Raw genomic sequence first — 20,267 nt, 5'->3', positions numbered from 1 at the left:
GGGATGCCGACAGGGTCGGGTCCGATGAACTAAGGAGTTTTTCGAATGGCTATTTGGGGTGCAGATGTTGATCAGCTCAAGGTCCTGGGCACGAAGCTGCAGGCCGGTGCGCAGGAGATCGACAACCAGCGATCGATCCTGACGAAGGTCCTGGCCGGGACGCAGTGGCTGGGTCCGGACGCCGATAAGTTCCGTAACGAGTGGAACGGCGAGCACGTCGCGAACCTGTCGCGCATCTCGCAGGCGCTGCAGCAGGCCAGCCAGCAGGCCAACCGCAACGCCAGCGACCAGGAAAGCGCCTCCACCCGCTAAGGGCCGGCTGCTTCTCCTGACGATGGTCTTCGATGGCCCGGACGCCCCGCGTCCGGGCCATCGGCGTCCCCGGGCCGCATCCGCCGGGGCAGGCCTGGTTTAGGGAACCGGTTCGACGTCGTTGGCGTGGTCCAGTTCGGCCGCTAGCGGCACGGGGATCCGCAGCTCATCCCACCGCACCAGCACCACGCCGCCGACAATCAGCAGCCCGCCCAGGAGCTGTACCGGGCCGGGGAGCTCGGCCAGCAGCAGCCAGGCCCAGAGAACGGCGAACAGGACCTCGGTCAGCGAGACGAAGGACGCGACCTTGGACCCCAGGGCCCGCGCGGCCACGATGCCCGACACGTAGGCCAGCACAGTCGCGAGGAGGACCAGCCCGGCGAGCGGGACCCACCACGGGGTGGCCCACGGACCGAGCCTAGTCTCCGCCGTGCCGGCAGCCATGGGCAGCAGGCCCGTGGCCGCTGCCAGCCACATCACCGCCGCGCCCACCATCAACCCGCCCGACGCCAGCACGATCGGCGGCAGGGTGTCGTTCTCTTTGGCCGTGATGAAGAAGTAGACCGCCAGGCATACGGCGGCGGCCACGCCCCACAGCACACCGATGACGTCGATCTTGACCGCCCCGGTCAGGTCCAGCACCAGGACCAGGCCCGCGAGGGACAGCAGCGTTCCGGCGATCGTCAGGGGCCGGGGTTTCCGGCGGCTGGCCACCCACAGCCACAGGACGATCATCACGGGGGCGAGGTATTCGAGCAGGAGGGCGACGCCGACCGACAGCCGGGCGACGGCGTTGAAGTAGAACAGCTGGCAGGCGGCGACGCCGATCAGGCCGAAAAGCAGGACCGTAAGCCAGTTGTCGCGCAACTGGTGCCACCGGCCCCGCAGCGCGATCGCGGCCGGTATGGCCAGGACCAGGGCGGCGCCGCTGAGCCGGGCGGTAACCGCGGCGCCCGGGGTCCAGCCGGTCTCCAGCAGCGCCTTGGCGAACGAGCCGGAGAGTCCGAACACCGCCGAGGAGAACAGGGCCACACCAAGGCCCGAGGCCAGGAAACCGGAAGCGGCCGGCTTAACGGCCGGGATAGAGGCCGGTGCGGAGGTGGTGGCCGGAGCCACGGCGGGGCGGCGTGCGGCAGACACGGGCTCCTCCTGTCAGGAGTAAAGTAGGGTGATGCTCATGACAGTACGCGCGGTCGACGTAAGGAGTCAAGATGGTCTTTGCCCCTGACACGGAAGTTGCGCTGCGGTCGGTGGTCAACCTCGTCAATACCGGCGCCAACGGCGCGGAGCAGCTTGCCACGGCGGCTGATCTGGACCGCTTCCTGGCCGCCGAAGGCTTCAGCGGGTCAAGGACCGGCGACGCCGCCGAGCTGGCCAGCGTCCGGCGGCTCCGGGCGGTGCTCACCGCGCTGTGGACGGCCGACGAGACCGGCGCCGTCGAGGCCGCCAACCGCCTGTTGCGCGAGGCACAGGCGCTGCCGCAGCTGGTCCGGCACGACGGCTGGGACTGGCACCTGCACGCCACGGCTCCCGAGGCGCCACTGGCCGACCGGATGGGCACGGAGGCCGCGATGGCCATCCTGGATGTCATCCGCAGCAGGGAAATGGACCGGATGCGCGTCTGCGCGGCGGACGACTGCGACGCCGTCCTCCTGGATCTGAGCCGCAACCGCTCGAAGCGCTACTGCGACACCGGGAACTGCGCCAACCGCGCCCATGTTGCCGCATACCGCGCCAGGAAGGCCGCGTCCTAGCCGGCGGGCCGGCACCGATGGCGGGCCGTCAGCGGGCCGCTGCCCGCGCGGGGGCCGGCGTGTTAGCGGAGGTCGGTTCCGGTGTCGTGGCCGCTGCCCGGGGTGTCGGTGCCGGACCGCTGGGCGGCCTGTCCGCCGTGGCCCGCGGCGGGCCGCTTGGAGCTGAGGTTGATGCCGGAGCCCTTGCCGAGGTGTTCGGCGTTGTCCTTGTAGCTCATCGACAGCATGGCCGCGATCACGAGGGTGACAATGAAGGCGATGCCGGCACCGGTAAAGGCCAGGTCGAAGCGCGGGGTTTTGGCGCTGCCGCCGGAGGCGAAGATCAGCACGGCAACGAAGGCCAGCACAGCCCAGAACGCAGAGAACATGAGCGGTCCCTTGACCGAAGTCCGCAGGCCGCGGCGGCCTCCTGATTTCTGCTCTGCCAAGGTGCTTTCCTCCTGCCGCCACCGCCGGTAGGCGTGGCAGTCGTGATCCCGCGGTTGTTCTACGCGGGGTAGAACCTGTCCCTACTAGTCTACGGCCTCGGCGGAAACGTCCCGCGCATCGTGCTTCAGGGTCAGCCCGGCCAGGGTCCACAAGACACCGCTGATGATCGCCCCTCCGCCGGCCACACCGAGCAGGGCGTGCGGGCCGAGGTCGATGAAGAAGGGCAGCACGGCGGCGGTACCAAGACCGATCACGCCGGAGGCGATCCAGTCCCGGGCCAGGACCGAACGGCGGCGCACAGCCAGGCCGACCAGGAGCTCGGCCGCCCCGGCCAGGCCGAGGCCGAGGGCGCCGATGACGGCGAAAACCAGGCTGTCGGCAAGCAGGGCAACCGCCGCACCTGCCCCGGCCAGGAGGGCACCCGCGGCGGCCAGGGCCTTGGCGGCGCGGCCTCCGTGCGGAAGTCCGGTCTTCCTGACGGTCCACACCAGCACCAGACCGGTGGCCAGCAGATACAGTCCGCCGGACCAGCCCATTCCCGACACCGGGGGCGCGGCCCAGAACACCGTGACGGCACCGAAGACAAGCGCGGCGAGGGCACGGACGAGGACGGGCTTCCACAGGTCCGTGGCGGCGGGCAGGTCGGTCGGGGCCGGGGCAGCAGCGGGGAGAGTCACCCGTCCAGTTTAGGGGGTGCCGGATCCGTCCCCGGCCGGGCCGCCCCCGGTCAGTGGGCGCCCAGCCGCATCCATCGGTCGGTGCGTGCCCGCAGTCCCAGGGTGAGGGCGCGAGCCAGCATGTAGCCCAGCGAGAAGGCCGCCCACAACCAGGCCAGCGCCGCGCCGCCGTCGGCCCCCGAGCCCCCGACCAGCAGCAGCAGGGGAAGGTAGGCGGCCAGGTTCACGACGCCGGCGATCGCGAGGTAGCGCGCGTCACCGGCGCCGATCAGCACGCCGTCGAGGACGAAGACGTAGCCGGCGACCGGCTGGCCGGCCGCGAGCACCCACAGGGCGAGGGTCAGAGCGGCCCGGAGCCCGGGATCGGAGGTGAACAGCAGTCCGGCCCACGGCGCGGCGGCGGCCAGCAGGGCGCCGGTCAGGACGCCGAACCCCAGTCCCCAGCGGACCATGGTGGCGGTGAGCTCCCGTGCGGCCGAGGCGTGGGAGGCCCCAAGTTCCTTGCCGATGAGCGCCTGCGCGGCGATGGCCAGGGCGTCCAGGGCGAAGGCCAGGAAGGTGAAGATGGTCATCGCCAGCTGGTGCGCGGCAAGGTTGACCGGTCCCTGCGCGGTGGCCACGAGCACGGTGGCCAGGATCGCGATGCGGAGGCTGAGCGTGCGCAGCATCAGCCAGGACCCGACCCGCGCCAGCGCGCGGACCCCGTGCCAGTCCGGAAGCACGCTGACGCCGTGGCGGCGCGCATTGCGCTGCACCATCACGACATACACCAGGGCCATGGCCCACTGCGCGATGCTGGTGCCCAGCGCCGAGCCGGTGACGGACAGCTCCAGCCCGTAGACCAGGAACACGTTCAGGGCGATATTGACGGCGAACCCCGCGGAGGCGACGGCAAGCGGCGTCCGGGTGTCCTGCAGGCCGCGCAGCACCCCGGTGCCGGCGAAGATCAGCAGCATGGCCACCAGTCCCGGCATCGACCAGCGCAGATAGTCCACGGCGAAGGTCCGGACCTCGCCCCTGGCACCCATCAGGTCCAGGAGCGGTTCAGCGGCGACGAATCCCGCCGCGGCGAGGGCAAGGCCCAGCAGCAGGGCGAGCCAGACGCCGTCCCGGCCGGCGGCAAGTGCCCTGGGCAGCTGGCCGTTGCCAACCGCCCGGGCCACGGCCGGGGTCGTGGAGTAGGCCAGGAAAACCATGAGCCCAACCGCCGTATGCAGCACCGCGGAAGCCAGCCCGACGCCGGCCAGCTGCGCCACTCCGAGGTGCCCGACGATCGCCGAGTCGGCGAGCAGGAACAGTGGCTCCGCGATTAGCGCGCCGAAGGCGGGGACGGCAAGGCGCAGAATTTCGCGCCGCCGGTCCGCCGGCGCCGTTACTGCTGCTGGGATCGGGGCGGGAGTCGGCACGGAACCACCCTATCGGCGCCACGCTCCCACCAGCCCGCCCTCACCACCCTGGCCCGCACCATCCTGCGCCTTGTCACCGGCTTCCTCTTCGCCGCCCACGGTTGGCAGAAGTTCAGCGAGTTCACCATCCCGGGTACCCAGGCCGCGTTTGCGCAGATGGGCGTCCCCGCCGCCAACGTTGCCGCCCCGGTGGTGGCCGGCCTGGAGCTGGCCGGCGGCATCGCGCTGATCCTCGGCGTGTTCACCCGCGTGTTCGCCCTGCTGCTCGCGGTGGACATGCTGGGCGCACTCTTCCTGGTCCATGCCCCGGCGGGCATATTCGTCGCCGCGGGGGCTACGAACTGGTGCTGATCCTCGCCGCCGCGGCGGCGGCGGTGGCGCTCGTCGGCGCGGGCAAGGTCTCCGTGGACGGTGCCCTGTTCGGCCGCGCCGGCTCCAAGCTGGGCGTCCTCGCCTAGGCCCGGCTTTTGCAGCGTCCGACGGCGGGCGGTCACCTTCGGGCGGCCGCCCGCCGTCGTACACTCTCTTCCATGAGTGAGACTCCCGCCAACGCGGTCACCCTGCGCTTCCTCGCAGCACCCACCGACGTCGGCCGCAGCGGTTCGGTGGACGCAGGCACGGTGCTTGAGTGGGTGGATAAGGCTGCCTACGCGGCCGCCGTCGGCTGGTCGAAGTCCTACTGCGTGACGGCCTATGTGGGCAACATCCACTTCGCCGATCCGGTCAACAGTGGCGACATGGTGGAGGTCACCGCCACCATCGTCTACACCGGCCGGTCCTCGATGCACATCCGCACCGTGGTCTCCTCTGGGGACCCCAGGGGCGGTCCCGCGACGATGCGCAGCCAGTGCCTGGTGATCTTCGTGGCTGTCGGCGCGGACGGCAGGCCGGTCCCGGTACCGCAGTTCGAACCCGCCTCGCCGGAGGAGGTCGGGCAGCGCGACGCGGCCCTGGCGCGCATCAAGGTCCGCGAAGACATCGTCCAAGCCATGAGCAGCCAGGAATACACCGACGCCGGGACCGCCGAGCGGGTCACCCTGCGGTTCCTGGCAGCGCCGACGGACGTGAACTGGGGCGGCAAGGTCCATGGCGGCATCGTCATGAAGTGGATCGACGAGGCGGCCTACGTCTGCGCGTCACGCTACTGCGGGATGGATACCGTGGCGGTCTTCTCCGGCGGGGTCCGGTTCTACCGCCCGCTGCTGATCGGCGACCTCGTGGAGGTGGAGGCCCGGCTGGTCTACACCGGGACGAAAGGCATGCACATCGCGGTGCACGTCCGCTCCGGGGACCCGAAGGGCCACGAACTGAACCTGACCACCTACTGCCTGACGGTCATGGTCGCCCGCGACGAGAGCGGAACCTCGGTGCCGGTGCCCCGCTGGGTGCCTGGCTCGGACGAGGACAAGCGGCTGCACGACCACGCACGGGAACTGCTTGAGATCCGCGGCCGGGCCCCGGGAAACCGGCTGCCGAACCACCTGCTCCAGCCGCCGGCCTAGAATCCCCCGCCGGCGTCACCGGCCATGTTGGCGAAGCGGGAGTAGTGGCCCTGGAAGGCAACCACGATGTCCTTGGTCGGGCCGTTACGGTGCTTGGCGACGAGGATATCGGCCTCGCCGGCACGCGGGGATTCCTTGTCGTAGACGTCTTCGCGGTGCAGCAGGATGACCATGTCAGCGTCCTGCTCGATGGAGCCGGATTCGCGCAGGTCGGAGACCATGGGGCGCTTGTCCTGGCGCTGTTCGGAGCCACGGTTCAGCTGGGAGAGCGCGATCACCGGGACCTGGAGTTCCTTGGCCAGCAGCTTCAGCGCGCGCGAGAACTCGGAGACTTCCTGCTGGCGTGATTCAACCTTCTTGCCCGAGCTCATCAGCTGGAGGTAGTCGAGGATGACCAGCTTGAGGTCGTGCTGCTGCTTGAGGCGGCGGCACTTCGCCCGGATTTCCATCAGCGACATGTTGGGGCTGTCATCGATGAACAGCGGCGCATCATTCATCCGGCCCATCGTGGTGGCAATCTTGGACCACTGCTCGTCCTTGATGGTGCCTTTGCGAAGATCCTGCAGGCCGATCGTGGCTTCCGCGGAAAGCAGGCGCATCGCGATCTCGTTCCGGCCCATTTCCAGCGAGAACATGACGGTGGCCAGGTTGTTCTTGATCGCCGCCGAGCGCGCGAAGTCCAGCGCGAAGGTGGACTTACCGACGGCGGGGCGGGCGGCGATGACGATCATCTGGCCGGGGTGAAGTCCGTGGGTCAGCTCATCGAGTTCGTAGAAGCCGGTCGGGACCCCCACCATGCCTTCGCCGCGGTGGCCGGAGGCCTCGATCTCGTCCACCGTGGATTCCATGACGTCCTTGAGGACAACATAGTCCTCCGCGGTCCGGCGCTCGGCGACGGCGTAGACCTCGGCCTGCGCTTGGTTCACCAGGTCTTCGACCTCGCCGTCCTGCCCGTAGCCGAGCTGCACGATTTTCGTGCCGGCATTGACCAGGCGGCGCAGGACGGCCCGCTCCGCCACGATTTCGGCGTAGTAGCCGGCATTCGCGGCCGTGGGGACGGTCTGGATCAGCTCGTGGAGGTAGGCCGGTCCGCCAATTCGGTTGATCTCGCCGCGCTTGGTCAGTTCGTCCGACACCGTGACGGCGTCGGCGGGTTCGCCGCGGCCATAGAGGTCGATGACGGCCTCATAAATGGTCTCGTGCGCCGGACGGTAGAAGTCCTGGCCGCGAAGGATTTCTACGACATCCGCGATCGCGTCCTTGGACAGCATCATGCCGCCCAGCACCGACTGCTCCGCAGGGATGTCCTGCGGCGGCTTGCGGCTGCCTTCGGATCCCCGGGTGCCCTCGATCGCGTCCAGATGCGTTACTGACAAAACTGCCGTCCTTCAATGTGTGCCGGCGAAGCGGTGTTTCCGCCAGCGCCTGAACCGTGGCTAACCCCCGGAACCGGCCGGTGCGGCGGGTCCCAGGGCCCCGGGATCTTTCTAGCAGCGGCCTCCGACACTTTCCGGGTCCGCCCTGGCCACCCGCTCCGAGGCGCGCCGTCGGGGGGGGTATCCGGAAGCGGACTGCCGCCGCAAACCGGCACTGCGGGGATTGGTCTCCCGCAACGTTATCCCCCGCGGTCGGCAACACCAACCCGGCCGGACCGGCACCCTGTGGATAAGCTGTGGACTATCGCACCGTGCTTGTGCACAGCCTGTGGGAACACCTGTGGACGACAAATTTCTTTTCCCCCCAAACCGCTTCTGACCTGCGGAAACGGCGCATTCAGGCTGTGGACGCAAAAGAATTTCCGTCGCAGTTCATCCACAGTCTGCGGCCGGCCGCTGGGGATAGCAGGGACGCGGCGGGAGTGCACCGGGGGCAAACATGTGGAATATACGATGGCCGGAGGCCCGATTCCCGGCCACCCGCCGATTGCCGACCGCGGCCCTGTATACGGCGCATGGAATATGAGGTGGTCGGGCGTCCGCTGTCATAAGCTGTGGCCAGGGGCATCGACACCCGGCGGGCCCGTCCGCGGGCTGCGCGACCACGTGCCGGCGCCCTGGCCCAAGAACCCCCGTAGATCGGCTGTAGTCCCATGGAAGCCCTGCTTGTCCCCCTCCTGATCCTCGCGCTCGTCGGCGTCGGCGTGGTGCTGACCGCCCGCGCGGTGGGCCGGCGCCGCGCGCGCACGCACCAGGAGGACCCCGCACAGCCGGGCCGCAGCTCAGCGGAACTGGCGCAGGAAGCCGCCGCGCGGCTGGACCAGGACCAGCACCGCCGCCTGTATGCACTCATCGCGCAGGGACAGGCCATGGCGGCCATCAAGTTCTACCTCGAAGCCACCGGGGAGGGCCTCCGGGCCTCCCGGGACGCCGTCGGCGCCCTGGCGGCCCATCCGCAGCCGTTCCGCCCCCGGCAGGAGGCCGGACCGGCCCCGGCCGAGGAGGAGGAACCGCAGCGCTTCCCGTACCGGTACCGGGCGATTGCCAGCAAAGGCGAGGTGACCCGGGAGGTCAGCAGCAATATGCTCAACGACGAGATCTACGGCAGGATCCGCACCCTGGCCAGGAGCGGTGACACCGCGGCGGCCGCGGCGGCGCTGGTCCGGCACTCGGACGTCTCGCTGCAGCAGGCACAGGAATTCATCGCGCTGCTTGAGGACTGAGCGGCTGCCGCGGAGCTCCGCCTAAAAGTCGAACAGCTCCCCCAGCCAACCTTCCTTCTTCTTCGGCCGGCGGCGGTCGTCATAGCGCGGCTGGTCGTACCGTGGCCGCTCGCGCCGGTCATCATAGCGCCGGTCGTCCGGCCGACGGTCGTCCCGTCGCGGGTCGACGTTGTACAGCGGCGGCGGGATGTGCCCGGGCGGCGTCGGGGGAACGGCAGGCCGCGCGGCACCGGACGGGACCGGGCCGCCAAAACCCTCGGCCGCCCGGTCGATAATTTTGTCGAGTTCGCCGCGGTCCAACCAGACGCCCCGGCACTGCGGGCAGTAGTCGATCTCCACGCCGCTTCGTTCGCTCATGACCAGGTCCACGGAATCCACAGGGCATTTCATGTCCGGCACAACGAACCGGGCACCGGTTAAGTTCAGCCCTGCGGGCCGGCGATCCCCGCCAGCAGCTGCTCGAACGGCAACGATTCCAGCGGCGCGGACGCGCGCCGGGGCTGCACGCCCTCAAGCAGCCGGGCAAACTCCCCCGCCGCCCGGTCGATCCGCGCCGACAGCGGGGAGACGCCGTCGCCGGCATTTCCCCAGTCCTGCGGCCCGGCGAACACGCCGGTTGCCGCAATCCGGGTGCGGAGGTAGCTGAAGAGGGGCCGCATGGCGTAGTCCAGCACCATCTGGTGCCGGTCCGTACCGCCGGTGGCTCCCAGCAGGGCCGCCTTGCCGTCCAGCGACGCGGGGTCCAGTACATCGATGAAGGACTTGAACAGACCGCTGTAGGAGGCGCTGAACACCGGGCTGACCGCGATGATGCCGTCGGCGTCAGTCACGTTGGCGATCACCTCGGCCAGCCGGGGTGCCGCGTACCCGGTGACGAAGTTGTTGGCGATGTCCACGGCGAGGTCCCGCAGCTCCACGACGTCAAGCGTTACCGCGTACCCCGCCTCCGCGAGCTGGCGCTCCGCCGAAGCGGCCAGCTGGTCCGCCAGCAGGCGGCTGGAGGACGGGACGCCGAGTCCGGCGGAGAGAACGATTATGCGGCGGCTTTCCATGGTGCGCTCCTGTAGGTCACTCTGTTACATGCAAATGCATCTACCTGTAGAAGCGAACCCGGGGCGGCTTTATTCCTCCCCCGCTGGGAGGGCATCGGGGATCAGAGCAGCACAAATCCCTCAATGCAGCTCACCGAGTTCCCGCCGACCCAGATATCGTCGCCCACCGCCTCGATGTGCACCCGGCCGGCGCGGCCCAGCACGGTCCCTTGCGCCACACGGTAGGACTCCGGTGCCCGGCCGGTCCCGATCAGCCACTGGGCCGCCCCGGCGTTGAAGCTGCCGGTGACGGGATCTTCAGCGGCCGCGTCGCCGGGGATGAAGGTGCGGACCTCGAAGCCGAACTCGGATCCGGCCGAGTAGGGGCCGACGACGCCGACTTTGAGTCCGGCCATCGCCGCATAGTCCGGCTTGATCGCGAGCACCTGTTCTGCAGAATCCAGGAGCACTCCGATCCATTCCGGTCCGTTGACGAGCCAGGAGGAGTCCCGGAGCTCCTCCCGCGGCATCCGCAAGCCGGACGCAATGCGGGCGAGATCCGATTCGGCCACCTCTCCGGAGCGGGTCAGGGGCGGGGCCGCGAACGCCAGGCGGGCGCCGTCGCGCTTTACCCGGACCAGCCCGGCCCCGCACTCCTGGACCACTTCACCGTCCTGCCTCGGGATGCCGCCCGCTTCAAGCCATGCATGGGCCGAGCCCAGGGTCGGATGGCCGGCGAAGGGAAACTCCTCACTGCCGGTGAATATCCTGACCCGGTAGTCGGCCCGGGGATCCGTGGGCGGCAGCAGGAACGTGGTTTCGGAGAGATTGGTCCAATTGGCAAACCGCTGCATGTCCTCCGTGTCGAGACCCTCGGCCTCAAGCACGACGGCCAGCGGATTGCCGCGGTAGGGTTCGGCGGAAAAGACGTCCACCTGGGAGAAGGGCCGGAGCCGCCGTGCGGTATTCGAGGTCACTGCCGCAGGCTATCACCGGTGCTGGTCGGTCCGGCGCGGCCGCGACTGCCCGCGTCGACTGACTGCAACGCCCGGAGCGTTCTGCCAGACTGCAGGCATGACCGAAAACAAAACCCTGCCGACCGGGGCGTCCGTCGCAGATTTCCTCGGCTCGATCGAGCATCCGGTCCGGCGCAAGGACGGGTACCGCCTGCTCGAGCTGATGTCCCGGATCACCGCCCAGCCGGCCACCATGTGGGGGCCGTCCATCGTCGGGTTCGGCAGCTACCACTACAAGTACGCGAGCGGCAGGGAGGGAGACGCGCCCGCGGTGGGCTTCTCCCCCCGCAAGTCCAGCCTGTCGCTCTATGGCCTCACATACGGTCCGGACGCCGCTGCGCTGCTTGGCCGCCTCGGGAAGCACAGGACCGGAGCCGGGTGCCTGTACATCAACAAGCTCGACGACATCGACGGGCCGGTGCTGGAGGAGCTGATCCGGCAGGGCTTCCGGCACGTCACCACGGTCCTGCACCAGGGTTGACTCCGCCGGAATTAAAGCGGAAGGCCCCCGCCGTCGGCTTCCCGGAGGAATCCGAAGGCGGGGGCCTTCCGGCAGTTCAGGACTGCCTAGCCGTACAGGCTGTAGCCGGAAAGACTACTTGCCTGCGACGACGTCGAGCTCGATCACAGCGGAAACGTCGTCGTGCAGACGGACGTTGGCCTGGTAGGAACCGGTCGACTTGATGTGAGCCGGCAGTTCAACCTTGCGCTTGTCGATGCGGCCGAGGCCTGCGGCCTCAACAGCGTCAGCCACGTCGCCCTGCTTGACGGTGCCGAACAGGCGTCCGGTCTCGCCAGCCTTGACAACGAGCTTCACCGGCTTGGCCTGCAGGGCAGCAGCCTGCTTCTGAGCGTCTTCCAGGGAAGCGTGCTCACGGGCGGCACGGGCAGCCTTGATGGACTCAACCTGCTTCTCGCCACCCTTGGACCAGGTCAGGGCGAAGTTGCGGGGGAGCAGGAAGTTACGTGCGTAACCGTCCTTGACCTCGACAACGTCGCCAGCAGCACCGAGACCGGTTACTTCGTGGGTCAGAATGAGCTTTGCCATGTTAGTTAATCCCTTCCTTAGCCGCGGCCAGCGCCGGAGTAAGGCAGCAGAGCAACTTCGCGGGCGTTCTTGATTGCCTGTGCGATCTTGCGCTGTTCCTGGACCGTAACGCCGGTGACGCGACGGGCGCGGATCTTTCCGCGGTCGGAGATGAACTTGCGCAGCAATGCTACGTCCTTGTAGTCGATGACAGTGATGTCAGCGGCCTTCAAGGGGTTGGACTTTGGTTTGGGCTTACGGAGTTCAGCCTTAGCCATCGTGGAGCTCCTTTTCTATGGAGCCCGTGGATATTGATCCACGGGATGGTGGTGGTCCACGCCGGTCCGCGCACGGCAGCCTTGCGGCGGCCGACGGCGCCCGGCGTCGGGCCTTTAGATGTTGTTTAGAAGGGAGGTTCGGAATCCGGACCGTTGCCCCAGCCGCCGGCATTGCTCACCCCGGGCGTGGCCCAGGGGTCATCCTGCGCTGCGGGCTGGTTGCCGCCCCAGCTTCCGCCGGAGTTGCCGCCCTGGTTTCCACCGGAGTTGCCACCGAAACCGCCGCTGTTGCCGCCGCCGAAGCCGCCCTGGCCACCCTGACTGCCGGAGCGCTGGGTGCGGTTGACTTTGGCGTTGGCGTAGCGCAGGCTCGGGCCGATCTCGTCGACCTCAAGCTCGATAACGGTGCGCTTCTCGCCTTCCTTCGTTTCGTAGGAACGGCTCTTCAGGCGGCCGGAAACGATCACGCGCATGCCCTTGGTGAGGGATTCGGCGACGTTCTCGGCTGCTTCGCGCCATACCGACGCGCGGAGGAACAGGGTTTCCCCGTCCTTCCACTCGTTGGACTGGCGGTCAAAAGTGCGGGGCGTAGAAGCGACGGTGAAGTTCGCTACTGCCGAGCCGGACGGGGTGAACCTCAGCTCGGGGTCATTGGTGAGATTACCGATGACCGTAATAGTGGTTTCGCCTGCCATCTACTGCCTCCTGGTTCGTTCCTGCGGGGTTAAAGATTGAAAGGGTGGAGCTGATTACTCAGCAACGACCTTCTGCTCTTCGGGGCGGGTGATCTTGGTGCGCATGATGGTCTCATTGAGACTCAGCTGGCGGTCAAGTTCCTTGGCGGTAGCCGGCTCAGCGGTGAAGTTCACCACGGCGTAGATACCTTCGGACTTCTTCTGGATTTCGTAAGCCAGGCGACGGCGGCCCCAGATGTCAACCTTTTCGATGGTTCCACCATCGTTGGTGATGACGTTCAGGAACTTCTGAAGCGACGGCTCAACGGTACGCTCTTCGACCTCGGGGTCGATGATTACCATCAATTCGTAAGGACGCATATGTGAACCCACCTCCTTTGGGCTAAGCGGTTACGGCATTTCCGTAACAGGAGGTTCATTTGCGGTGCGTGTGCGGTACCGCAAGCCGCCGGATCGGAGGCCGGGCACAGCACAGACTTCAATAGCTTAGTGCATCCGGGCCGGTTTCAGCGATTTCCCCTCCCGCCACCGTAGGCGCCGCATCGCCCTGGCGGGAAGGGGCCCGGGGGCTTTGTGGATATCCGGGGGAGGGATGTGCAGCTTGCAACAGCCGTGCGGGTTGCCGCCCGGCGCCGTGTGCCATGATCGGGGCATGACCGACGCTTTCCCGTCCCGCTCCGGCGTTCCCCGCGTGCACCGCAGCCGTCTGCGGTTTGCGGTGATGGTGCTGGCGGGACTGCTGGGGGCCGGCGGCTCTGGCCTGGCCGGCCACTGGGTGGAGGCCCCGGCCGTGGGCTGGAGTACCGCCGCCCTGACTTACGTGGTCTGGGTGTGGGTGGTGATCGGCCCGCTGGATGCCGAGGGCACCCGCGCGCACGCCACGGTGGAGGACCCGTCGCGCCGCGTCACGGACCTGATGATCCTCGCCGCCAACGTCGCCAGCCTCGCGGCCGTGGCCGCCGTCGTCCTGGACTCGCACAGCAACGACGGCGCGTCCCGGCTCGGCAGCGGCCTGCTCGCCCTGGCCTCCGTTGCCTTGTCGTGGATGCTGGTGCAGACGCTCTTCACCGTGCGCTACGCCGGCCTGTACTACAGCACCGCGCCGCGGGCCGGGTCGGCGGTGGGCGGGATCGACTTCAACCAGGATGCGCCGCCGCAGTACACCGACTTCGCCTACCTGGCCACCAGCCTGGGCATGACCTACCAGGTGTCGGACACGGCCCTGAAGAACCATGCCATCCGCGCCGAAGCGCTCAAGCACAGCCTCTTGTCCTACCTGTTCGGCACGGTCATCCTTGCCGCCACGATCAACCTCGTGATCGGCCTGGCCGGGTCGTAACCCGGCGCCGGCCGCGCTCAGGCCGCGGTGCGGAAGAAGGCCTCGGTGACTTTCGCGAGCCGGTGCGGATCCTCGACGCCGCACAGTTCGCGGGCGGAGTGCATCGAGAGCAGCGGCACGCCGACGTCGACCGTCCTGATCCCGAGCCGGGTGGCGGTCAGGGGTCCGATCGTGGAGCCGCACGGCATCACGTTGTTGGAGACGAATTCCTGGTAGGGAATCCCGGCTTCGGTGCAAAGCCTGGCCCAGAGGGCTGCGCCCGGCGCGTCCGTCGCGTACCGCTGGTTGGCGTTGATCTTCAGCAGCGGTCCGCCGTTCAGGACCGGCCGGTTGGCGGGGTCGTGGCGTTCGGCGTAGTTCGGGTGCACGGCGTGGCCGGCGTCGGCGGAGACGCAGAAAGACGCCGCGAGGGCCTGCCGCCGCTGGCCCGCCGTCGCGCCCAGCCCGTCGGAAATGCGGACCAGGATGTCTTCGAGGATCGGGCCGCTGGCCCCGGAGCGGGAGCCGGAACCGATTTCCTCGTGGTCGAATGCCGCCAGGACGGCGATCGGGCCGCCGGCCGGCGGAGCACCGGCGGCGTGGGCGATCAGCGCGGTGAGCCCGGCGTGCGTGGCGGAGAGGTTGTCCAGCCGTCCGGAGGCGAAAAACTCGTCCCGGGCGCCAAACACCCCCGGCGGCTGGGTGTCCGCGACAACGATGTCGTACCCGCCGATCCGGTCAGGGTCCACGGGTGCACCGGATGTCCGCTCGGCGAGCAGGGCGAGCAGATCGGCGTCGGCGGGATCGCCCAGGCCGAAGACGGGATTCAAGTGCTGTTGCTTGTCCAGGGCCAGGCCGTCGTTCACGGAACGGTCGAGGTGGATGGCCAGTTGCGGGAAGCGCAGGAGCGGCCCGGTGGCGGTGAGGTGCTCGGTGCCGTCGAGCAGCACCAGCCGTCCCGCGAGCTGGAGTTCGCGGTCTAGCCAGGAGTTCAGCAGCGGGCCGCCGTAGACCTCGACCCCGGCCTGCAGCCAGCCGAACTTTCCCGTGGTGGGCTTGGGCTTGAGTTTGAAGGAGGGCGAATCGGTGTGCGCTCCGAGGATGTGGAACCCGGTGGTGGGTCCGGCCCCCTGCGGTATCACCCAGGCAATGAGGGCGCCGTCGCGGACGACGTAGAACTTCCCGGCGCCGCCGTCCCACGGCTGCAGTTCGTCGAGGCCGGTGAACCCTGCCTCCTCGAGCCGCCGCGCACCCTCGCGGGCGGCGTGGAAGCTCGACGGGGACGCGCTGACGTAGGCGCCGAGGTCACGGATGTGGTCTGCAGCTGTGGCGGTGGAAGACATGGCTCCGAGTCTAACGCCGGACGAACATGCCCATCCTTCGTGGCCACCCCGGGGCATAACGCGGCATGCCCACCCCTGGTATCCAGGAGTGGGCATGTCCGGTTGGTGCGGAAGCTAGAGGCTCCGGCCCGCCCCTGCCGGGGCATCCACGACCGTCGCGTCCTCGGTCGGGGCATCCACGACCGTCGCGTCCTCGGCCGGGGCATCCGCGACGGCGGAGCCTGCAGCCGGCTCAAGGGCAGCCGGGCCGTTCTTCCGGTACCGCCAGAGACCGAGGCCCACCACGACGGCGGCCAGTGCCAGCGACAGCAGGAGCGACTCCCGGGTGCTGTCGAGGACCACCATGCCCACCAGCAGCGCGACGATGCTGATGATCGCGACCCAGGTCAGGTAGGGGAAGAGCCACATCTTGAGCTGCAGGTCCCGGGCTGCGGTGCCCATCCGGCGGCGCAGGATCAGCTGCGAGACGGAGATGACCAGCCAGACGAACAGGGCGATGGCGCCGGAGGTGTTGACCAGGAACAGGAAGACAGTATCCGGCGCGATGTAGTTCAGGCCCACGGTGATGAAGCCGACGACGGTCGAGGCCAGCACCGCAGCGGACGGCACGCCCCGGCGGGAGATCCGCATCCACGACTTGGGGGCGTCGCCGCGGCGGGAGAGGGAGAAGAGCATGCGGCTGGCGGTGTAGAGGCCGGAGTTCAGGCAGGAGAGCACCGAGGTCAGCACCACGACGTCCATGATGGTGCCCGCGCCGGGGATGCCGAACAGTTCAATGACGGCGACGTACGGGCTCTTGGCCACCGAGGCGGAGTTCCAGGGCAGCAGCGTCACGACGACGGCGATCGAGCCGATGTAGAACACCAGGATGCGCCAGACCGTGGACTTGACGGCCTTCTTAACGGCGTCGACGGGGTTCTCGGATTCACCGGCGGCGATGGTGGCGATTTCGGCGCCGAAGAAGGAGAAAACAACCACCAGGATGCCGGCCAGCACCGCGCCGGGGCCGTTGGGCATGAAGCCGCCCTTGCCGATCAGGTTGTCCAGGCCGGGTGCGGGGACGCCGGGGATGAGGCCGAGGATCGCGGCGGCACCGAAGAGCAGGAACAGCACGATCGCGGCGACCTTGATCGACGCGAACCAGAATTCGAACTCACCGTAGGACTTGACGGATCCCAGGTTGGTCAGCGTCAGGAGCACCATCAGCACCAGGGCCCAGATCCACTGGTCGATGCCGGGAACCCAGCGGTGCATGATGGCCGCCCCGGCGGTCGCCTCGATGCCCAGGACGATGATCCAGAACCAGGCGTAGAGCCAGCCGATGCTGAAGCCCGCCCAGCGTCCCAGCGCCTTGTCGGCGTAGGTGGAGAAGGACCCGGTCTCGGGGTTGGCCGCAGCGATTTCGCCGAGCATCCGCATTACCAGGATGACCACGAGGCCGGCGGCGAGGTAGGCCACCAGGATGCCGGGCCCGGCCTGCTGGATCGCCGCGCCGGAACCGACGAACAAGCCCGCGCCGATGACGCCGGCGATGGCGATCATCGACAGGTGCCGGGGTTTCAGGGATTTGGAGAGTTGCTGGTCAGCCTGCATGAAGCGCCGTCCTTAATGGGTGGTGATGGCCCTGCCTCCGCGCCCGGCACTACAGGGCGGGGTGTGCGGCGGGCCACAGTGTCGTTTCACACTAGACCGCGGGATGGAACCGCCGTCCTGTGCACTCATACAGATTACGCGCCCGGGATTAGGACCGGGCGCCAAGACCGAGGTCTGAGAGGCAACTAAAGTTGCCTGTCGGTCAATTCGTAAAAGTGTGTGAAACCACTCCTTCAGGAGGTTTGAGGCCGTGCGCGCCCCGTCGGTTCCCCGGTCCGGTAATCCGTTCAGTAGTCCGGGTTGCTCGGGACCACCAGCCCGGTCTCGTAGGCGTACACCACAGCCTGGACCCGGTCACGCAGCTGCAGTTTGCTGAGGATGCGCCGCACGTGCGTCTTCACGGTGGCTTCCGAGAGGAAGTAGCGGTGTGCGATTTCGGCGTTGGAGAGTCCCTCCGAGATGGCGCCCAGCACCTCGGTTTCCCGCGGGGTGAGATCCTCCAGCAACGGATCCCGCGCCGTCCGGGCGGCTGCGCCCGCAGTGCCGGACACGCGGGCCGGCTCCGGGTTCCGCACGTAGGTTTCCAGCAGCCGCCGGGTGATACGCGGCGCCACCACCGCATCGCCGCTGGCGACCACGCGGACCGCGCTGACCAGGTCGGCGGGGTCCACGTCCTTGAGCAGGAAGGCGGAGGCCCCGGCCTGCAACCCGGCAAAGGCGTATTCGTCGACGTCGAACGTGGTCAGGATGATGATCCGGGCCGCCGAACCGGTGCCGGTGATGGCGCGGGTGGCCTCGATGCCGTCCAGGACCGGCATCCGCACGTCCATCAGGACGACGTCGGGCTGCAGTTCGGCGACGCGGCGCACGGCGTCGGCGCCGTCGGAAGCCTCCCCCACGATGCACAGGTCATCCTCGCCCTCGAGGATCAGGCGGAACCCCATCCGCAGCAGCGGCTGGTCATCGACCAGCAGAATCCGGATCTGTCCGGTGTCGGTCACGGTTCTCCCTTGTCGTCGGTGCGGTTCATGTCGCCGCGGAGGTCGTCGGTGAGGTTCAAAAGTGCGCGCACCCGCCAGCCGCCGCCGGCAGCGGGGCCGGCCTCGACGTCGCCGGCGTAGATCCGGGCGCGTTCACGCATGCCGGCCAGCCCCTGCCCGGAGCCGAGCGCCGGTCCCGCGGGTTCGACGCTGCCCTTCCCGTCGTCCACCACCTCGATGGTCACGGCGGTGCCTTCCCGCGCGATCCGCAGATCCACCCGGCCCAGCGCCCGGCCGTAGCGCAGCACATTCGTCAGGGACTCCTGCACGATCCGGTAGACGGTCAGCTGGAACGCGGCGTCCTCCGGCAGGGACGGGCCGGACTGGGTGTAGTGGAGGGGCAGCCCGGCGGCGCGGAAGCCCGCCAGCAGCTTGGCAAGGTTCCCGCCGGCCGCCAGCGGCTCCCACGGACCGGCACCCGGCGCCGTGTCCTCGCGCAGGACGCCGAGGACACGGCGCATGTCCGCCAGCGCGGTCCGGCCGGTGTGCGACAGTTCGCCCAGCACCGCCGCGGCCCGCACCGGGTCCTTGCCCGTAACGACGGCGGCCCCGTCGGAGAGGGTCACCATGACGGTGAGCGAATGGGCCACGACGTCGTGCATTTCACGGGCGATCCGGTTGCGTTCGGTGGCCGACCCGAGCTGGGCCGCGGCCTTGGCCCAGGCCGCGATTTCCTGCTCGTGGGCCCGGCGCTGCCGGACGGAGATGCCGATCCCGGCGGCGATCACGTTGGACAGGACGATGCCCAGGGCGGCCGCGATGCTGCTGATCAGCTGGAAGTCTTCCGGGGTGTGGTCCGAGATGGAGGGCAGGCGGCCGTCGAGCGGCCCCAGGGCCAGCACGGCGTAGAGCGCCAGCAGCGGCGCGGTGGCGGCCGCCAGCGCCACCAGGGTCCAGCGCCGCGGCCGGGTCAGCGCCACCGAGTACAGCGCGAACCACAGCCCCGCGGAGACGTTGGAACCCCACGGGTGCTGGGCGGAGACGGCGAACTCCAGGACGGCGACGGCGGCCAGCACGGCTGCCGGATGACTGCGCCGCCAGAGCAGCGCGGCGGCAACACCGCCGAGCAGCAGCGGCACCGCCCATTGTCCGCCCAGCACCGCGTCCACCGCCGTCGGGGCCACCAGCAGCAGGTAGGCGGCCACGACGACGGCGTCCATCATCCGCGGGCGGCGGTACAGGTAGCGCCGGAGGCGGCCCCGGCGCCGGGCCGTGATTTCGGCGAAGGACGCGCCGGCCTGGGTGGCGGGCGCGTCCTCGGCGGGCAGCACGTCGATCATGGACCGAGCCTAAACGTCCCGCTTCTTGAGCAGGACGCCGGCCAGCACCACCGGGACCACCACCCAGGCGCCCAGCACCAGCGCGGCCTGCCAGGCCTCCAGCGTGTTCGGGATGTGTTCGGTGGCCGTCATTGCCTGCACGGTGTTGCCGGGCAGGTACTTCCTGGCCTCTTCGAAGAAGTCGCCGGGGATGATCTGGAAGACGATCGGCAGCACGAAGAACAGCCCGACCAGGCTCATGATGCCGCCCGCGGAGTTGCGCAGCAGGGCGCCGAGGGCCAGGCCGATCGCCGCGACGGCGGCGACGTAGGCGCTGTTGACCAGCAGGAGTTTGACCGACTGGGCGCTGCCCAGGTCCAGCGGCAGTCCGTAGTGGTCCAGGATCGGCAGGGATACCAGGCCGGCCAGGTACACGGACACGGCGGTGAGGACGAAGGCGGTCACCACGACCACGAGCAGCTTCGCCGCGAACGCCGGCGTCCGTTTGGGGACGGCGGCGAAGGTGGACCGGGCCATCCCGGTGGTGAATTCCGAGCTCATCAGCAGGACACCGAGGGAGCCGAGGATCAGCTGGGCAAAGGGGATGCCGGAGGTGGGGGCGCCGAGGGCAAGTTCGCTGCCCTGCGCGGCAAAGGCGGCCGCGGCGCCCTGGTCGGTCTCCGCGGCGCGGGCAAACTGGCCCGTGCCCCAGGCGGACAGCGCGCCGAAGCCGACCAGCACCAGCGCGGTGGAGGCCAGCAGGATCAGGGTCGACAGCAGGGTACGGAACTTGATGGCCTCGGAATTCAGGACCCGCAGGAAGGACGGTCCGGGTCCGGTGCTGAGGCTGTCGCCGCTCCGGTGGGTGCCGGCACCGGCATGCGCGCCGGCGGCCGCCGGGCCGGATTCAAAAGTGGTGGGGCTCATG

The 20,267-nt window shown here is 68.9% G+C and carries 23 protein-coding genes and 1 pseudogene; 7 read left to right on the top strand and 17 right to left on the bottom strand.

Annotation, left to right across the window (positions count from 1 at the left end):
* The first annotated feature begins 45 nt into the window (after positions 1–45).
* A complete protein-coding gene (locus ACTWLI_RS06190) occupies positions 46–312 on the top strand; it encodes a hypothetical protein (RefSeq protein WP_445155772.1) in 267 nt (88 codons plus the stop codon).
* Between the two features lie 99 nt (positions 313–411).
* Here ACTWLI_RS06190 and ACTWLI_RS06185 read toward each other — a convergent pair whose 3' ends face one another.
* Entirely contained in the window at positions 412–1,395 is a 984-nt protein-coding gene (locus ACTWLI_RS06185) for an EamA family transporter (RefSeq protein WP_445156132.1), read from the bottom strand.
* A 128-nt stretch (positions 1,396–1,523) separates the two neighbouring features.
* On the opposite strand from ACTWLI_RS06185, the gene ACTWLI_RS06180 reads away from it, so the two are divergent.
* Positions 1,524–2,066 (top strand): CGNR zinc finger domain-containing protein, encoded by a 543-nt coding sequence (locus tag ACTWLI_RS06180; protein WP_445155771.1) that lies wholly within the window; start codon positions 1,524–1,526, stop codon positions 2,064–2,066.
* A gap of 62 nt (positions 2,067–2,128) precedes the next feature.
* On the opposite strand, the gene ACTWLI_RS06175 is transcribed toward ACTWLI_RS06180, so the two are convergent.
* The 3 genes from ACTWLI_RS06175 to ACTWLI_RS06165 form a co-directional block, all read right to left on the bottom strand.
* Complete coding sequence (locus ACTWLI_RS06175; RefSeq protein ID WP_445155770.1) at positions 2,129–2,494, bottom strand: hypothetical protein; 366 nt, start codon at positions 2,492–2,494, stop codon at positions 2,129–2,131.
* 84 nt (positions 2,495–2,578) lie between these two features.
* Entirely contained in the window at positions 2,579–3,172 is a 594-nt protein-coding gene (locus ACTWLI_RS06170) for a hypothetical protein (protein ID WP_445155769.1), read from the bottom strand.
* 50 nt (positions 3,173–3,222) lie between these two features.
* The gene (locus ACTWLI_RS06165; RefSeq protein WP_445155768.1) at positions 3,223–4,578 is read right to left on the bottom strand and encodes an MATE family efflux transporter; all 1,356 of its coding nucleotides are present in this window, start codon (positions 4,576–4,578) and stop codon (positions 3,223–3,225) included.
* Positions 4,579–4,626: 48 nt separating this feature from the next.
* Between ACTWLI_RS06165 and ACTWLI_RS06160 the strand changes: the two are divergent.
* A pseudogene (locus ACTWLI_RS06160) lies at positions 4,627–5,036 on the top strand (DoxX family protein).
* 72 nt (positions 5,037–5,108) lie between these two features.
* Positions 5,109–6,080 carry an acyl-CoA thioesterase gene (locus ACTWLI_RS06155; protein ID WP_445155767.1) on the top strand — a complete coding sequence of 324 codons (972 nt, stop codon included), beginning with the start codon at positions 5,109–5,111 and terminating at the stop codon, positions 6,078–6,080.
* On the opposite strand, the gene dnaB is transcribed toward ACTWLI_RS06155, so the two are convergent.
* Positions 6,077–7,456, bottom strand: coding sequence for a replicative DNA helicase (gene dnaB, locus ACTWLI_RS06150; protein WP_445155766.1), 1,380 nt, complete (start codon positions 7,454–7,456; stop codon positions 6,077–6,079). The genes ACTWLI_RS06155 and dnaB overlap by 4 nt on opposite strands.
* A gap of 713 nt (positions 7,457–8,169) precedes the next feature.
* Between dnaB and ACTWLI_RS06145 the strand changes: the two genes are divergently transcribed.
* Complete coding sequence (locus ACTWLI_RS06145; RefSeq protein WP_445155765.1) at positions 8,170–8,739, top strand: hypothetical protein; 570 nt, start codon at positions 8,170–8,172, stop codon at positions 8,737–8,739.
* 21 nt (positions 8,740–8,760) lie between these two features.
* Here ACTWLI_RS06145 and ACTWLI_RS06140 read toward each other — a convergent pair whose 3' ends face one another.
* The 3 genes from ACTWLI_RS06140 to ACTWLI_RS06130 all read right to left on the bottom strand — a co-directional run bounded on the left by ACTWLI_RS06140 (position 8,761) and on the right by ACTWLI_RS06130 (position 10,747).
* Positions 8,761–9,129 (bottom strand): TFIIB-type zinc ribbon-containing protein, encoded by a 369-nt coding sequence (locus tag ACTWLI_RS06140; RefSeq protein ID WP_445155764.1) that lies wholly within the window; start codon positions 9,127–9,129, stop codon positions 8,761–8,763.
* A 32-nt stretch (positions 9,130–9,161) separates the two neighbouring features.
* Positions 9,162–9,791, bottom strand: coding sequence for an FMN reductase (locus ACTWLI_RS06135; protein WP_445155763.1), 630 nt, complete (start codon positions 9,789–9,791; stop codon positions 9,162–9,164).
* Between the two features lie 101 nt (positions 9,792–9,892).
* Positions 9,893–10,747, bottom strand: a complete 855-nt coding sequence (locus ACTWLI_RS06130; protein ID WP_445155762.1) for a PhzF family phenazine biosynthesis protein — start codon at positions 10,745–10,747, stop codon at positions 9,893–9,895.
* A 97-nt stretch (positions 10,748–10,844) separates the two neighbouring features.
* Here ACTWLI_RS06130 and ACTWLI_RS06125 point away from each other — a divergent pair, with 97 nt between their 5' ends.
* Positions 10,845–11,267 (top strand): DUF1801 domain-containing protein, encoded by a 423-nt coding sequence (locus tag ACTWLI_RS06125; RefSeq protein ID WP_445155761.1) that lies wholly within the window; start codon positions 10,845–10,847, stop codon positions 11,265–11,267.
* Positions 11,268–11,381: 114 nt separating this feature from the next.
* Here ACTWLI_RS06125 and rplI read toward each other — a convergent pair whose 3' ends face one another.
* The 4 genes from rplI to rpsF all read right to left on the bottom strand — a co-directional run bounded on the left by rplI (position 11,382) and on the right by rpsF (position 13,146).
* Entirely contained in the window at positions 11,382–11,834 is a 453-nt protein-coding gene (rplI, locus tag ACTWLI_RS06120) for a 50S ribosomal protein L9 (RefSeq protein WP_441419164.1), read from the bottom strand.
* Between the two features lie 17 nt (positions 11,835–11,851).
* Positions 11,852–12,091 carry a 30S ribosomal protein S18 gene (gene rpsR, locus ACTWLI_RS06115; protein WP_003800144.1) on the bottom strand — a complete coding sequence of 80 codons (240 nt, stop codon included), beginning with the start codon at positions 12,089–12,091 and terminating at the stop codon, positions 11,852–11,854.
* Between the two features lie 125 nt (positions 12,092–12,216).
* Positions 12,217–12,786: a single-stranded DNA-binding protein gene (locus tag ACTWLI_RS06110; RefSeq protein WP_445155760.1), complete on the bottom strand. Its 570-nt coding sequence runs from the start codon at positions 12,784–12,786 to the stop codon at positions 12,217–12,219.
* A 54-nt stretch (positions 12,787–12,840) separates the two neighbouring features.
* Positions 12,841–13,146, bottom strand: coding sequence for a 30S ribosomal protein S6 (gene rpsF / locus ACTWLI_RS06105; RefSeq protein ID WP_056736825.1), 306 nt, complete (start codon positions 13,144–13,146; stop codon positions 12,841–12,843).
* A 292-nt stretch (positions 13,147–13,438) separates the two neighbouring features.
* Between rpsF and ACTWLI_RS06100 the strand changes: the two genes are divergently transcribed.
* Complete coding sequence (locus ACTWLI_RS06100) at positions 13,439–14,125, top strand: DUF1345 domain-containing protein (protein WP_445155759.1); 687 nt, start codon at positions 13,439–13,441, stop codon at positions 14,123–14,125.
* Between the two features lie 17 nt (positions 14,126–14,142).
* Here ACTWLI_RS06100 and ACTWLI_RS06095 read toward each other — a convergent pair whose 3' ends face one another.
* From ACTWLI_RS06095 to ACTWLI_RS06075, 5 genes are all read right to left on the bottom strand, one after another.
* Complete coding sequence (locus ACTWLI_RS06095) at positions 14,143–15,447, bottom strand: M18 family aminopeptidase (protein WP_445155758.1); 1,305 nt, start codon at positions 15,445–15,447, stop codon at positions 14,143–14,145.
* A 114-nt stretch (positions 15,448–15,561) separates the two neighbouring features.
* Positions 15,562–17,040 carry an amino acid permease gene (locus ACTWLI_RS06090; RefSeq protein WP_445155757.1) on the bottom strand — a complete coding sequence of 493 codons (1,479 nt, stop codon included), beginning with the start codon at positions 17,038–17,040 and terminating at the stop codon, positions 15,562–15,564.
* Positions 17,041–17,327: 287 nt separating this feature from the next.
* Positions 17,328–18,041 (bottom strand): response regulator, encoded by a 714-nt coding sequence (locus tag ACTWLI_RS06085; protein WP_445155756.1) that lies wholly within the window; start codon positions 18,039–18,041, stop codon positions 17,328–17,330.
* On the bottom strand, positions 18,038–19,360 hold the full coding sequence (locus ACTWLI_RS06080; RefSeq protein ID WP_445155755.1) for a sensor histidine kinase: 1,323 nt from the start codon (positions 19,358–19,360) through the stop codon (positions 18,038–18,040). Before ACTWLI_RS06080 ends, ACTWLI_RS06085 begins: the two co-directional genes overlap by 4 nt.
* Before the next feature lie 9 nt (positions 19,361–19,369).
* Entirely contained in the window at positions 19,370–20,266 is an 897-nt protein-coding gene (locus ACTWLI_RS06075) for an ABC transporter permease subunit (protein ID WP_445155754.1), read from the bottom strand.
* Position 20,267: the final 1 nt, after the last annotated feature.

This window comes from Arthrobacter sp. Hor0625 (assembly GCF_052567525.1).
Note: the sequence above shows the minus strand (reverse complement) of the source record. Positions and strands in the feature narration are given on the sequence as shown.

What these genes read in the sequence shown, in the direction of transcription:
- ACTWLI_RS06190 (WP_445155772.1), top strand. Translation starts at nt 46, where the DNA reads ATGGCTATTTGGGGTGCAGATGTTGATCAGCTCAAGGTCCTGGGCACG.
- ACTWLI_RS06180 (WP_445155771.1), top strand. Translation starts at nt 1,524, where the DNA reads ATGGTCTTTGCCCCTGACACGGAAGTTGCGCTGCGGTCGGTGGTCAAC.
- ACTWLI_RS06155 (WP_445155767.1), top strand. Translation starts at nt 5,109, where the DNA reads ATGAGTGAGACTCCCGCCAACGCGGTCACCCTGCGCTTCCTCGCAGCA.
- ACTWLI_RS06145 (WP_445155765.1), top strand. Translation starts at nt 8,170, where the DNA reads ATGGAAGCCCTGCTTGTCCCCCTCCTGATCCTCGCGCTCGTCGGCGTC.
- ACTWLI_RS06140 (WP_445155764.1), bottom strand. Translation starts at nt 9,129, where the DNA reads ATGAAATGCCCTGTGGATTCCGTGGACCTGGTCATGAGCGAACGAAGC.
- ACTWLI_RS06135 (WP_445155763.1), bottom strand. Translation starts at nt 9,791, where the DNA reads ATGGAAAGCCGCCGCATAATCGTTCTCTCCGCCGGACTCGGCGTCCCG.
- ACTWLI_RS06125 (WP_445155761.1), top strand. Translation starts at nt 10,845, where the DNA reads ATGACCGAAAACAAAACCCTGCCGACCGGGGCGTCCGTCGCAGATTTC.
- rplI (WP_441419164.1), bottom strand. Translation starts at nt 11,834, where the DNA reads ATGGCAAAGCTCATTCTGACCCACGAAGTAACCGGTCTCGGTGCTGCT.
- rpsR (WP_003800144.1), bottom strand. Translation starts at nt 12,091, where the DNA reads ATGGCTAAGGCTGAACTCCGTAAGCCCAAACCAAAGTCCAACCCCTTG.
- ACTWLI_RS06110 (WP_445155760.1), bottom strand. Translation starts at nt 12,786, where the DNA reads ATGGCAGGCGAAACCACTATTACGGTCATCGGTAATCTCACCAATGAC.
- rpsF (WP_056736825.1), bottom strand. Translation starts at nt 13,146, where the DNA reads ATGCGTCCTTACGAATTGATGGTAATCATCGACCCCGAGGTCGAAGAG.
- ACTWLI_RS06100 (WP_445155759.1), top strand. Translation starts at nt 13,439, where the DNA reads ATGACCGACGCTTTCCCGTCCCGCTCCGGCGTTCCCCGCGTGCACCGC.
- ACTWLI_RS06095 (WP_445155758.1), bottom strand. Translation starts at nt 15,447, where the DNA reads ATGTCTTCCACCGCCACAGCTGCAGACCACATCCGTGACCTCGGCGCC.
- ACTWLI_RS06090 (WP_445155757.1), bottom strand. Translation starts at nt 17,040, where the DNA reads ATGCAGGCTGACCAGCAACTCTCCAAATCCCTGAAACCCCGGCACCTG.
- ACTWLI_RS06080 (WP_445155755.1), bottom strand. Translation starts at nt 19,360, where the DNA reads ATGATCGACGTGCTGCCCGCCGAGGACGCGCCCGCCACCCAGGCCGGC.
- ACTWLI_RS06075 (WP_445155754.1), bottom strand. Translation starts at nt 20,266, where the DNA reads ATGAGCCCCACCACTTTTGAATCCGGCCCGGCGGCCGCCGGCGCGCAT.